Consider the following 13268-nt stretch of genomic DNA (forward strand, 5'->3'; position numbering starts at 1 on the left):
CTGTCGCCACGTTTGCCCACGATGACCCCCCCGGAGGCTTCCGTTTCGATGTCCGTTCGCATTCGCTTTTCCGTATTTTTCTGCCTTGCCTTCCCCGCATGTTCTCTACTGGCGAGCTCACCGGCTCTCTGGTCTCAATCTGTCACAGATATGACGAAGTCGCTTCCGGCTGCAACCCAGAAAGTGGTGAGCGAGCTGGAAGAACTCGACAATCTGCCTTCCGGGCCATGGCGTTATCATGCGGGCGATGTACCGCATGGCGAGGCGACGAACCTCGATGACAGCGCATGGACGTCGGTGACGCCGAAGAGCGAAGTCCCTAACGAAGCTGTCTGGTTCCGGCAATGGATTACCGTGCCGGCGAAGCTCCACGGGTACAACCTGACCGGGGCGCGCATCTGGTTTCAGTTCCAGGCCTACGGCCATGGGACCACGCCGCAGATCGTGTATTTCAACGGACGCCGCGTGGCATTAGGCGAGGACCTGGAGCCGATTGTCCTGTTCGATGACGCCAAACCGGGCGACAAGGTGCTGGTAGCCGTCAAGCTGCTGCCGACGGTAGAGAAGAAACAGTTTCATGCTGTCAACATGAAGATCGATTTCGCCGAAGGCCGTCCGAATCCGGATGATGAACGGCGTGAAATCCTGTCGGCATCTTTCCTGCTGCCGAGCCTTTCGAAGAACCTGCCTGCCGATCAGTCCACGCTGAACAAGGCGATCGGTCAGATCGATCTCCAGGCGCTGAATGCAGGGGATGAGCAGAAGTTCGATGCCTCTCTGCGCGCCGCGCAGACCACTCTGGATGAGTTGCGCCCGGTGATGCAGCAGGCGACGCTCCACCTGACGGGTAATTCGCATATCGATGCGGCGTGGCTCTGGCCGTGGACCGAAACCGTAGATGCGGTCCGCCGTACCTTCGGCACGGCGCTGCAGCTGATGAACGAGTATCCGAACTACACCTACACGCAGTCGGCTGCGCAGTACAACGAATGGATGTCCGAGAAGTACCCGGATATCAACGACGGGATTAAGCAGCGCATCAAGGAAGGGCGTTGGGAGATCGTCGGCGGCATGTGGGTCGAGCCGGATCTGAATATGCCGGACGGTGAGTCCACCGCGCGTTCGCTGCTGATCGGCAAGCGCTGGTACCAGAAGGAATACGGCGTCGATGTGAAGATCGGTTGGAACCCCGACTCTTTCGGCTATAACTGGCAGCTGCCGCAGATCTACAAGAAGTCGGGCGTGGATTACTTCGTGACGCAGAAGATGGCGTGGAACGACACGAATCAGCTGCCGCTGAAGCTCTTCTGGTGGGAGTCGCCGGATGGCAGCAAGGTGCTGACCTATTTCCCGCACGACTACGCGAACGACAATCTCGATCCGGTGCGCCTCTCGGCCGATCTCAAGGTCGCACGTGAGGACAATCCGGGACTGCCATCGATGATGGACCTCTACGGTGTGGGGGACCACGGCGGTGGTCCGACGCGCGAAATCCTCGACCAGGGCGAGCACTGGGCCAATGGCAGCGACAAGGTTGTGCCGAAGATGCAGTTCGGAACGGCGAAGAGCTATTTCGACTCGGTCGAGCCGAAGCTGGCAAGCGATTCGCCGGTATGGGACTACGACAAGATCGCGAAGGGCTGGGAAGCTCCGGCTGCGGTAGATGGCAAGATCGCGATTCCCACATGGAACAGCGAGCTTTACCTTGAATATCACCGCGGCGTCTTTACCACCCAGGCCGCACACAAGCGCAACATGCGCGAGAGCTCGGAGTGGGCGCTGAACGCGGAGAAGTACGCTTCGCTGGCATGGCTGGACGGAGATGCGTATCCGGGCGACGAGTTGACGGACGACTGGAAGAAGATCACCTTCAATGATTTCCATGATCTGGCCGCTGGCTCGGGCGTGGGCATCATCTATAAAGACGCGCAGCGCGACTATGACAAGGTAAAGCTCTCGACGGACGCGATCTCGGAGAAGGCATTGGGCACGATCGCTGCCCATGTGGATACCGAGGTGCAGGATGGCGTGCCGGTGATGGTCGTGAATCCGCTGGCCTGGAATCGCTCGGGGCTGGTGACAGTCCACGTGCAGATGCCGCAGGCAACGGACGAAGTCTCGGTCATCGACTCCAAGGGGCGTGTATTGCCGTCGCAGGTAATCGAGAAGGATGTCGCGACGCATCGCTTCACCCTGCGGGTGAAGGCGGAAGAGGTGCCTTCCCTGGGATATGAAGTCGTGCGCGTGGTGCCGGGCAAAAAGAGCTTTGCCAGCGATCTGAAGGCCGATGGGCTGACGATCGAGAACGCAGACCTTCGCGTGACAGTGGATAAGAGTTCCGGTTGCATCACCAGCCTGCTCGACAAGAAGACTGGCTTCGAATCGCTGGCCAAGGGGGCTTGCGGCAACGAACTGCAGCTCTTCAAGGATCTGCCCAAGGACTACGATGCCTGGAACATCGATCCGGGTACGCTGGATCAGCCGCCGGTAAAACTGGACACGGCGGATTCGGCGGAGCTGGTCGAGCAGTCTCCGATGCGGGACGTGATCCGCGTGGTGCATCACACGGAGAAGTCGAAGTTCGTACAGGACATCGAGCTCTATACCGGCGCAGACCATGTGGTGGTAGAGAACCGTGTCGACTGGCACGAAGATCACATCCTGCTGAAGGCAGCCTTCCCGCTGGCGGCAACGAGTGCCAAGGCGACGTACGAAATTCCTTACGGCTCGATCGAGCGTTCGACCGAACGGAACAACACCTGGGAGAAGGCGCAGTTCGAGGTTCCGGCACTGCGCTGGGCTGATCTCGGTGATGGCCAGCACGGCTTCAGCCTGATCAACAACTCGAAGTTCGGCTACGATGCAGCGGGTAACGTGCTGAGGCTCTCGCTGCTGCGCGCTCCGACCTATCCGGACCCGGTGGCTGACCGCGGGGAACAGAAGTCCGCCTATGTGCTGTATCCGCACGGCGGCGATTGGAAGCAGGCGATGACCGTGCGCGAGGGGTTGGAGTTCAACTACGGCCTTTCAGCCACGCAGGTGGAGGCGCATAGTGGCGAGCTGCCGGCGGAGCACTCCTTCGTCGCGGTTGAGCCAGGCAATGTGGTGCTGACGGCGATGAAAAAGGCCGAGGACGGGAACGGGCTTGTCTTCCACTTCTATGAGTGGGCGGGCAAGGCCTCCGAGGTCAAGCTGACAGTTCCGGCCGGTGCACAGCAGGCCGTGGAGACAAACCTCCTGGAGCAGTCGCAGGGCGGGGAACTGGCCCGTGACGGACGTGTCATCACGGTTCCGGTAAAGCCGTATGAGATTGTCGCCGTAAAGGTGACATATGCGGGCGGTTCCGGAGCAGAGTCGGCAAAGTAATGCAGTTCGAAGCCGCCTTCCCCAGCGAAGGCGGCTTCGATAACATCTTTTGTTTGACCGGGATGGGTGGGTTCGCTACACTCAGAGCACATTGCGGTTGCCCTGCCTGCGCCGATAGCCGTGTGCAGGCCTGTTCCTCGGCCCGAGCCTTAAGTAGACGACCACTTGCTCGGAAGGGCGCTTGTTCCGCATGGTCATTCATCTCTTTCGACAGGTATTGCCGATCTGAGCGGTGTTTACACAATCAGGGCCAAGTCGGGTTCTCGCTTGTTCTTCCTCTTTTGACACGCTTTCCTTTCCCGTATGTTACGGAGAAGCAGCAGTGTGTTTTCAGCAGCCGCAGGAATCATGCTGCTGACTGATAGAGTGTCACCAGCTACTTTCTAAGGCGTTTGTCTCGATCCAGGCTCCATGGAGGAAAGAGGCTTGCCGCCGGCAGAACCGGCAACAAGGAGTCCATCAGGATGCAAGGGTGGTCAGCACCTCCGCAGGAGCCTCAAAAAGTTGCGTCGTCCCCGGCGGTTGGATCCGTACAAGAGCACACGGTCTTTACTCCGGCTGACCTGCGCAAAGTAGTTTTCAAGCGGAAATGGATCATTCTGGCGTGCTTGCTGCTCGGGCTGGGAATCGGTCTGTATTTTGCATTGGCGACGATTCCGCAGTATGAAGCTACGGCCAGGGTGCATATCGATTTCAGCCGTTCGGCCAATATCGGCATCGAGGATCTCATCCAGCAGCAGCTGGGCGGCGGCGGCAATGCCGAGGATAAGCTGCAGACGGAAGTAGAGATCATGCAGAGCGAAACGGTCGCCATGGAGGTGATCAATTCGCTGGACCTGTATCACAAGGCCCCCTTCGATGCGATCTTCAAAACCTCGCCGTATACCGGAACGCTGACCCCGGCGCAGCGCCACGAGATCATCTCCCTGTTCCTCGGATCGACCAAGGTGCAGGTGCTTCCGAACACAGAGATGGTTGAGATCAGCTTCCGCAACCCCGATCCCAAGGTAGCCATGGAAGGGGCGAACGGGATTGTCGATGCCTACCTGGACCGCGACCTGCGCGCAAAGTTTCAGGGGACGACCCGAGTATCGAACTGGCTCTCGCAGCAGTTGACGTCGGTAAAGAAGCAGGTCGAAGACGCGCAGCAGGATCTGGCAAAATTCCAGCGCGAGAATAACCTCGTGGCGATGGATGCGACAGGTGGCGACCTGGTGACCGAGCGCCTGCGCACCGTCAACGAACAGCTGGCAGAAGCCGAAGCGGACCGCATTGTGAAAGAAGCGCGGTATCGCATGGCCATGACGCGAAACCCCGATCTGCTGGTTTCTGTTGCTCCCGGAACCGTTCTCGGCAGCCTGCGGACACAGCAGGCCGCGCTCCTGGTGCAGGCTGCGCAGTTGAAGGCCAAGTTCGGCCCCAACTATCCCAAGGTTGTTGAGGTCAACAACCAGCTCGAGAAGGTGCAGAGCGATATCGATCAGGAGATCAACAGCCTGACCAAGCGCTTCACCGAAGAGTACGATGCCTCGGTCAATACCGAGTCCCTGATGCGCGCCCGTCTGGAGGCGACCAAGCAGGAAGCCTATCGCGAGAATGAGTCCGCAGCCCAGTTCGACATCCTGAAGCACGGAGCCGAGTCGGCATCGGAGCTCTATGACGCCTTGCAGATGCGTCTGAAGGAAGCGGGCATCACTGCGGGTCTGAGCGCCACGAATATCGATGTGATCGATCGCGCGAACATTCCGCCTTTCCCCGTATTGCCGGCAAAGCGCTCGGATGTCATGTTCGGCCTTCTCGGCGGCTTGATCGTCGGTATGGCACTGGCCTTCTTTATGGAAGGTCTGGATGATACGGTCCGTACTTCGGATGACGCCGAACAGATTGCGCATCTGCCCACGCTGGCCGTCATCCCGCGGTTCCCCATCGCAGCGCGAAAGGGAACTGATCCGCAGCCGCAGAAGGTATCTCCGGACCTGGTGAGCCTTCTGGAGCCGCAATCCATCGCCGCTGAGAGCTTCCGGACGCTGCGTTCCTCCATCCTGCTTTCTGCGGTGGATAACGAGATGAAACTGCTGTTGATTACCAGCAGCTTCGCGGCGGAAGGGAAATCGACCTGCGCAGCGAACATAGCTATTTCCTTCGCGCAGCGCTCTGCGCGGGTTCTGGTCGTGGATACCGACCTGCGCAAGGGAACGCTGCATATGAAGTTCCGCATGTCGAACCGAGTTGGGCTCTCGACATTGCTCTCGCGAGAATCAGGCAATGAGTCTTTCGAGCATCCCATCCCTGAGCTGCCGAATCTGACAGTCCTGAGCCGTGGTCCCATTGCTCCCAATCCGGGCGAAATTCTGGCGTCGCGCATGATGAGTGAGCTGCTCATGAAGTGGCGCAGCGAATACGATCACATCATTCTGGATTCGTCGCCGATCCTCGCGGTGTCGGACACGTTGGGGCTGGCGCAGCAGGCCGACGCCACGTTTATCCTGGTTCGTTCCGGCGTGACACGAAAGAAAGCATTGCAGCGCGTGCGTGAGCAGCTGCGGCGTGCGAACGCGCATATTCTCGGAATTATTGTGAACGGCGTAGATCTGCGGCTGGAGAACTACTACACCTACGCCAAGCGATATGACTACGGCTACAAGAGCAACTACGGTGCCGGTTATGGGGTGAAAGAAAATCAGGATGGGCAGAAATAAGATGCGGAACTGCACTCGCCTGGTAAAGACTTTCGCTGTGCTGGCGCTGAGCTCGCTGGCTGCAGCCCAGACACAGAACGGAAGCTGGTCCCCGGCTTCGATGCCGGAACCAGGACAGGCTGCGGCCAGACCTGCTGAGCCCTCGAGTGTGCCGAAGATCGCCATCGGTCCCGGCGACATGCTGGACGTGGAGGTCTTCGATACCCCGGAGCTTTCCGGCTCTACGCGCGTAAACCAGAGCGGCGAAGCCAATCTCGTCGTCCTGGGGACCGTGCATCTTGCCGGCGAGACGCCCAATCAGGCAGCGAGAACGATCGAGGAAGCCCTGCGCGCGCGCGGGATGATGAATGATCCGCACGTATCGGTATCGATTACCGAATATGCAACGCAGGGTGCGACGATTACCGGAGAAGTGAAAACACCGGGTGTATATCCCACGCTCGGCAGCCGGACTTTGACGGATATGATCGCCCTGGCGGGCGGGCCATCTCCACTCGCCGGCAAGACGGTGACTATTCAGCACCGGAGTGATCCTGCCCACCCGCTCACCGTGATGCTCGCAGCGAATCCCAGGGCGCTGGCGCAGCAGGACAACCCGGTAATCGAGCCCGGGGATACCGTTACGCTTGCGAAGTCGGGAATTATTTATGTGCTTGGCGCAGTCACCAAGGGCGGCGGCTTCCTGATCGATAACAATGAGCACATTACGCTGATGCAGGCGCTGTCCCTGGCAGGAGGATGGACGACCGTGGCGTCGACCAGCCATGCGCAGCTGATTCGGAAGGTGCCGCAGGGCCGGGAAGAAGTGCGACTGGACCTGAAGCATATCGTAAAAGGCAAAGAGGCAGATATCTCTGTGCAGGACGGAGATATCCTCTATGTCCCGACAAGCTTCGGCAAGACCGTAGGCTACCGCAGCGTCGAAGCGATTCTTACGGCAGCGCAGAACGCCCCCGCTTATGCGTATGTTTATTAATGTCGATTTCGGCATGAGGCAGAGGCCTCGGGCTTGAGTATGCTTCCTCAGCGTGAGACAGCCTGGAGGCCTGTGGCAGATCTGCCGCCGCAGCGGCTCTTCGGCCAGATTCTCGCTGTTCCGCGCCGGCGTTATTGCGTCCACATCCCCCTGCTGTTACTGCTGACAGGCCTGCTGACCTGGGTCGTGCCGACAGACTTCATGCTGGCCATTGCGTCCTTTGTCGGAGGCGTTGTTGGCTTCTATATGTTTTTCGAATGGGTCTTCCGTGGTCCCACTCGATTCTCGACAACGCTGGGCATCGGACTCCTGACAGGATATGCGGGTGGCTCCTTCAATACCTGGGCTACGGTGCCTCGTGCGGGATTCACGCTGGGCCATTTCCTGGGGCTTGACGATGCGGTGCTTGCCCGCGGGATTGCCGGAGTACTGATCTCCTGCGCCATTCTCATTGCCTGGGGAGAGCTGTTCGAAAAGCCGATCTTCGGCCTGGATTTCGAATTCCGCCAGGGCTCGAGGCTGAACTCACTGATCGTGCTCGGCATGCTGGCGGTGATGGCAGCCTTCAAGATGGGCGCACTCTCTTACATGGGAGTGTCCAGCGAAGGCGGACATCTTGGGCTTGGAGCCGCCGCCGCGCAGTGGTTTTTCCCACCGCTCGTGAACATCGCGGTGACCAATTTTGTGTTGATTCCCGGCAAGGGGATGCGGAAATGGGTCATGGGGATTTGCGCGTTTGCCCTGCTGCTGATGCTGGCTGTGACCGGCCGCCGCACGCTGATCTACACCTGCGCCGTGACCCTGTTCATGATCCGCATGGCCGGCTTTCGGCTGATGGGCAATATCCGCCGCCAGGTAATGGTGCTGGGACTGAGCGCAGTCTTTATCGTGACCTGTTCCCTGGGGTTCATGTTGCTGCGCGTCGCCGGTTACAACAATGAGGGAAGAAAGTCCGTCGGCCTGCAGGAGCGCATGACGGTCGCTCTGGCTCTCATCAAGAACGGCACCGCACTGGACCGGGCCGTATCCTCCACGCAGGAGAACGTGAAGACACGTACCTTTGTGCTGGGTTTCCTGGCACAGGTTTTAGATGGCAGCGAGCGGAAAACCCCTGGGCTCGGGCGGGATGCTTTTACGTTGCTGCAGGCAGCCGTGCCTTCTGCGATCAACCCATACAAGCATGAATTCGCGTCCATTCACGAGAATGATTTTCCCTCGGAGGAGTTCCTCGCCGATTCGCTTTTCGGCTTTTCCTACTGGGATGAAGCGAATTCGATTTTGACCGCTGGCGCGGTGGATTTCGGGCTGATAGGGATGATCCTCTATCCCATCATCACCGCGTGGTGCCTGCGTTGGGTTGTGGAGTTCGCCTCCAGCTTTCTGCAGCAGACATCGGCTCTGTTTCTGGTCCTCTCGTGCCTCTTCGAGGTGCTTTCCGCAGAGAACACCATTACCTCGTTTGCGGTCACGGTATTCCATGGAATTCTATTCATTACGTTTCTCGAGATATTTTTCAGGCTTCCCAGATTTCAACTTCGCGCGGCAACGCCGGTTGCCGGTTACTGAGGGAATGCAATGAAGAGGTGGGTTCCTCGTGCATGCCTGAGCAGTTACGGTGTGCTCTTGTTCGTGACCGTGCATACCCATGCGCAGGTTTCGTTAACCGCTGAGTCTCCGACTGTCATGAGGTCGGTGACCCAGGGCGACCTGATGACGTCGCCTTTTTCTTCCATGACGTTCGAGGCGCCCACGACGTTATCGACGGCAGACCAGACAGGCGCGACCGTATACGGCGGCCAACTGCAGACATCGATCGATTCGCTCCAGACCATGTCGGGCCTGGCGCCCGACGGCTCCCAGGGGAGCGGAAACCCCGCGCGAGCGGTCAATCCTGCCTTCTCGATGCGCATGGCATTTCAGCCCGTGAAGCCGCTCGGGGCTGCGCCTGGGGGGCAACAGGCGTGGAGTGGAGGAGCGAGTGCGGGCAAGATGGGATTCGGACCGCAGGATGTTACCCGGCAGGCCTCTCCGAGTGGAAGCTCTGCAGCAGGTCTTTCCGCCTCGAACTCCGCAGGTCTCACCGGAGGCGATTCCGCTCCCGGCTCGAGTATGCTGCACGCCCTGGCGGCAGGTGGGGCAGATCGGTACGACCAGGACAACTACCTGCAGGCAGGCTCGGGGAGCGGCGTATCCAGGACCGGTGCTGCAGGCGGCGGATCGTATGTGCAGGGAGAGTTCCCGGATAGTACGCGTGGCACCGCAGTCCTGAGTCCGCCCATTCCGCCTCCACGCGAGTACGAACAGCCCGCAGATGAAGGTCTTTCCTTCGGTTCATTCGACATGACCAATCAGACCTTCCTCAGGCCGTCTTTGACAGGTCGCGGCAGCGGTTCTGAGACGGCGGGAGCGAACGCCTCCAGCATGTACGAGCGCTATCTTCGCCGGGTCGCAAGGGAAAATGCGATGCGTTCCTCTCAGGCCGGAAATGGATTATCCGGCTCCGCTGGGAAGACGACAGAAAATGGCCTCGGGAACGGCCTGAGCACTGACCGAAAGATGGGGAAATCTCAGTCCAAAGGGACCTTATCCAACAGCCTGTCTCCACTGGGACTGACCAATCCGTATTAACCGGTTGGAACTCCGCAAGGCTATCTGGAGAAAGCAGGAATAACGCAAAGAAGCTCCGCTGGCAGCAGCCGCGGAGCTTCTTTGTTTTGGGAAGCGCGTGATCTTAAACGCGTTCGATGACCAGGCTTTCAATCTGCACAGGCTTGTGCGGCTTGTCCTGCCCGTTGCGGGCGACCTTGGAGATCTTCTCGACGATATCCTGGCCTTCGACCACTTCACCGAAGATGGTATGACGGCCGGTGAGCCACTCGGTATTGGCCACGGTGATGAAGAACTGCGAGCCGTTGGTATTCGGACCAGCATTGGCCATGGCCAGCTTGCCGGGCTTGTCGAAGCGATGCGGCGAACCCTTGGTCTCGTCCTCAAAGCGATAGCCCGGGCCACCAAAGCCAGTGCCGGCCGGATCGCCGCCCTGGATCATGAAGTCGGGGATGACGCGATGGAAGATCGTGCCGTCGTAGAGCTTGTCCTTGCTCTTGACGTTGCTGACCGGGTGGGTCCACTCGCGGCCGCCCTCGGCCAGCTCGATAAAGTTGGCGACGGTCTTGGGTGCATCCTTCTCAAAGAGGCGAACGGCAATCTTGCCTTCGGTGGTGTTGAAGACAGCGTAAGTTCCGGGTTGACGGGACATGGTTTCTCCTTGTGCTGAAATTCAGGGCGCTGAAATTCCGGCTTCTGCCTGAGAGCCCGCGTTCTCATTGGATGCAGCAGCGGGTTTATGGCTGGGGTTGAGGAGCGGGAGCCGGAGGAGCGGCTGCCGGTGCTGGTTCGGGCGGCAGCGGTTGGCCATCCTGCACGATGGTGACTTTGTTGAGGATGACAGGGGTGAGAGGTTTATCGTTCCCGTCGCGCTCGACGCGGGCAATGGACTGTACGATGAGCACGCTGTGCTCGTCACACTGACCGAAGATGGTGTATTTCTGGTCGAGCGCATCGTTTGGCACTTCGGTAATAAAAAACTGCGAGCCGTTAGTATCGGGGCCTGAGTTCGCCATGGCCAGACGGCCGGCCACATCGAAGTTGAGATTCGGGTCGAACTCGTCCTTGAAGAGATAGCCGGGATCGCCGGTACCGTCACCTACCGGGTCGCCGCCTTGAATCATAAAGCCGGGAATGACGCGGTGAAAGGTGGTGCCGTCATAGAGCGGTTTGCCATGCACCAGCTGCCTGGTCTTCGGATCGGTCCAGTCCTTGGTCCCCTCTGCGAGGCCGATAAAGTTGGCTACAGCATTCGGCGCTTCCTTGGAAAAGAGCTTGCAGGTCATGCGCCCCATGGAGGAGTCAAAGACAACCGTCGGACCGGCCGGCTGCGGGCTTACGTGGATCTGCGAGCCCGGCGAATCGGGGAGATCCTGCGCACTCTGCGCTGCCGGTGTAGCCGGAGAAGAGCTCTGGCTCTGCGAAGCTGCGGCAGGCTGGGAGTCAGTGGTGGATTGCTGGGAAAAGCCGGTCAGGCTGGTAAAGGCGAGGCAAACGGCAGGGATCCAGGGTGAGACACGCATGCGGATTCTCAAAGGACCAGAGTACATGATCGGGACGGAGAGGGAAATCTAAGGGGAAAGAGGGTGCTGACGGCAAGATTTCCAAAGTAATAGTCTCTTGCCAAAAACCTTGAAATCCTCATAGGGCTGGCCATTCTTTTAGTGTGGAAGCGTTGTATAAGGCAAGAAAGTCACAAAACTCATCGCAACAGGCATGGGAACGTGATGGCCATGCGCTTCCCCGGCGCAAAAGGAGGAAACGGCATTAGGCCGATCCTTATGAGCGCGTTGAAGATACGAAATCGTTGGGCGAGTATTGCGCCATGGCACTGGGGAGTAGCGCTACTGCTGGGAGGACTGGCAGCCTGCGTGGCCTGCTGGGGCTGGATGCAGTATCCGGCGGATTACCTGGCCTCGTCCCTGTTGTCGTATGACGCTCCCAAATCGTCGGCTATCGATCAGTCGGACACCGCGACTCCCGCGCTTGCGGATGCCATGTTGACTGCGGAGCAGTTGGACGCGATTGCGGCAAAGGCGCATTTTCTTGCGGATAGCCCGCAGGATGGGGAGGCAGGCGAAACGGGGGAAGCAAAAACTCCCGGGCAGAGCCTTCGTGCGCAGCTTGAGTTAGACCAGACCGGTCCGGGCTTGCTCCAGATCTCCCTGCGCGGGCAGAATGCCCGCAGTGTTCTGGATACGCTGAATGCTGTTTCCAGCCTCTTGATCTCCGCGAGCCCGGCAGAAGATCGGCATGATACTGCACCTTCCGGCGCAGGCAGCATCCAGACGTCGGCTCGCGTCGACAGTGAGAACCTTGCAACGCTGCAGTTGCAGGAGAGCGAGATCCGGAAGCATATGGGGCAACTCACGACCGAACGTTATGCGCTCGAAGGCAGTGACAGCTCGGACAGCGGCACCGCGACGCCGGGAGTGGCAGCAAACCCGGCAGATGCGGAGCGGCTCAGGAGCATCATGAAGCAACTGGCGCAGCTACGGCAGGAACGCGCAACGCTCCAGGCGGAAGAGCAAAGCCTGCAAAGTAGATTGCCGGGGCAGCAATCCGGAGCCGGCTCCGGCGCGGCCGGAAAGACATCATCGGCAGACGAGCAGCGACCGGTGGCTAAGGGGCGGTTTTCCCTGGTTGCAGCGCCGGACAGTGCTCATGCCATACCCGATAGAACCCGGTCCCTGATTCTGTGGGGGGGCATGTCGGGCGCGGTGTTGCTGGCCATCGGTTATATGCAGCTCCTGTTTCTTCGCTACAGGCCTGTGCGCGATTCCGTGGAACTCCTTGCGGCCGTGCCGGCAGGCACGAAGTATTTCGGCGCGCTGGCCTGGAGCCCGGTGAAGGGAGAAGCTCGATGAGCGCATTCGCCTTAAGCGACAGGGAAAGGATCGAAATGGGGCTGCTGATTCGCGGCGGCCCGCGGCAGAAAGTGCCGCTGAATCGTCAGAGCCTCGATCCGGCGCTAGTGTTCGCGGATGTTTCGCAGTCTGCGCGCCTGCAAAGCTATCTGGAGCTGGCAGAAAAGCTGGAAGCGGCTGAAGAATGGAAGCAATCGCATACCGTTTTTCTTACCAGCGCTGAACCCGGGGATGGCAGGACGAGTACCGCCTTCAACCTGGGATGGGCTTTGGCGAGCCGGCTCGCGGAAGGAGCGAAACCAGTGCTCGTCGCAGAGTTTGAGCTGGAGCGGCCGGCCATGCGACGGATGCTGGGAAGCCCCCGGCTCCGCTATGGGATCGATTGCGCGTTGCGAAACATCGCATCGGAAGAAGAAAGCGCCTTCACACTGGTGAATGACCGTCTGCATGTGTCGGCAGTGCGCGACCGGATGAGCAGGCGAAAGACGCAGCAGCTGCTTTCCAGAGCGGAATCGTTTCTGGAGTGGGCGGTAAAAGAGCACTCCTGGGTGGTGGTGGATTGCCCGCCGGTGCACTCCCGCCGGTGGACGAAGTGGTACCGGGAACACGCAAAGGATGTGCTGTTGCTGGCTAGAGCCGATTGGACGCCGCAAGTGCGTCTGCGGAGTGCTGCGAAGAAGTTGGGCAGCGCACTGCGCGGAGTCACGATGAACCGCGCAGCCGTTTTAGAGTAAAGCGGAAGCAGGCGAGCAA

General features: G+C 59.5%; 9 protein-coding genes. 7 read left to right on the forward strand and 2 right to left on the reverse strand.

Going from position 1 to position 13268, the window contains the following annotated elements:
• Window positions 1–48: 48 nt before the first annotated feature.
• From ESZ00_RS10250 to ESZ00_RS10270, 5 genes are all read left to right on the forward strand, one after another.
• The gene (locus ESZ00_RS10250; protein WP_129208171.1) at window positions 49–3366 is read left to right on the forward strand and encodes an alpha-mannosidase; all 3318 of its coding nucleotides are present in this window, start codon (window positions 49–51) and stop codon (window positions 3364–3366) included.
• 464 nt (window positions 3367–3830) lie between these two features.
• Entirely contained in the window at window positions 3831–6065 is a 2235-nt protein-coding gene (locus ESZ00_RS10255) for a GumC family protein (RefSeq protein ID WP_129208172.1), read from the forward strand.
• Between the two features lies 1 nt (window position 6066).
• Entirely contained in the window at window positions 6067–7041 is a 975-nt protein-coding gene (locus ESZ00_RS10260) for a polysaccharide biosynthesis/export family protein (protein WP_164981454.1), read from the forward strand.
• 72 nt (window positions 7042–7113) lie between these two features.
• Window positions 7114–8607, forward strand: coding sequence for a hypothetical protein (locus tag ESZ00_RS10265; RefSeq protein ID WP_129208174.1), 1494 nt, complete (start codon window positions 7114–7116; stop codon window positions 8605–8607).
• Window positions 8608–8724: 117 nt separating this feature from the next.
• Window positions 8725–9669, forward strand: coding sequence for a hypothetical protein (locus ESZ00_RS10270; RefSeq protein WP_129208175.1), 945 nt, complete (start codon window positions 8725–8727; stop codon window positions 9667–9669).
• A 103-nt stretch (window positions 9670–9772) separates the two neighbouring features.
• Here ESZ00_RS10270 and ESZ00_RS10275 read toward each other — a convergent pair whose 3' ends face one another.
• A complete protein-coding gene (locus ESZ00_RS10275; protein ID WP_129208176.1) occupies window positions 9773–10300 on the reverse strand; it encodes a peptidylprolyl isomerase in 528 nt (175 codons plus the stop codon).
• An 85-nt stretch (window positions 10301–10385) separates the two neighbouring features.
• A complete protein-coding gene (locus ESZ00_RS10280; RefSeq protein ID WP_129208177.1) occupies window positions 10386–11171 on the reverse strand; it encodes a peptidylprolyl isomerase in 786 nt (261 codons plus the stop codon).
• Between the two features lie 267 nt (window positions 11172–11438).
• Between ESZ00_RS10280 and ESZ00_RS10285 the strand changes: the two genes are divergently transcribed.
• Window positions 11439–12515, forward strand: a complete 1077-nt coding sequence (locus tag ESZ00_RS10285; protein WP_129208178.1) for a GumC domain-containing protein — start codon at window positions 11439–11441, stop codon at window positions 12513–12515.
• Complete coding sequence (locus tag ESZ00_RS10290; protein ID WP_129208179.1) at window positions 12512–13249, forward strand: tyrosine-protein kinase family protein; 738 nt, start codon at window positions 12512–12514, stop codon at window positions 13247–13249. The genes ESZ00_RS10285 and ESZ00_RS10290 overlap by 4 nt, the downstream gene beginning before the upstream one ends.
• The last annotated feature ends 19 nt before the right edge of the window (window positions 13250–13268 follow it).

Source organism: Silvibacterium dinghuense (genome assembly GCF_004123295.1).
GTDB classification, from domain to species: domain Bacteria; phylum Acidobacteriota; class Terriglobia; order Terriglobales; family Acidobacteriaceae; genus Silvibacterium; species Silvibacterium dinghuense.

Bases quoted from the DNA above. Each gene is read 5' to 3' on its own strand.
- ESZ00_RS10250 (WP_129208171.1), top strand. From the start codon at position 49: ATGTCCGTTCGCATTCGCTTTTCCGTATTTTTCTGCCTTGCCTTCCCC.
- ESZ00_RS10255 (WP_129208172.1), top strand. From the start codon at position 3,831: ATGCAAGGGTGGTCAGCACCTCCGCAGGAGCCTCAAAAAGTTGCGTCG.
- ESZ00_RS10260 (WP_164981454.1), top strand. From the start codon at position 6,067: ATGCGGAACTGCACTCGCCTGGTAAAGACTTTCGCTGTGCTGGCGCTG.
- ESZ00_RS10270 (WP_129208175.1), top strand. From the start codon at position 8,725: ATGAGGTCGGTGACCCAGGGCGACCTGATGACGTCGCCTTTTTCTTCC.
- ESZ00_RS10275 (WP_129208176.1), bottom strand. From the start codon at position 10,300: ATGTCCCGTCAACCCGGAACTTACGCTGTCTTCAACACCACCGAAGGC.
- ESZ00_RS10280 (WP_129208177.1), bottom strand. From the start codon at position 11,171: ATGCGTGTCTCACCCTGGATCCCTGCCGTTTGCCTCGCCTTTACCAGC.
- ESZ00_RS10290 (WP_129208179.1), top strand. From the start codon at position 12,512: ATGAGCGCATTCGCCTTAAGCGACAGGGAAAGGATCGAAATGGGGCTG.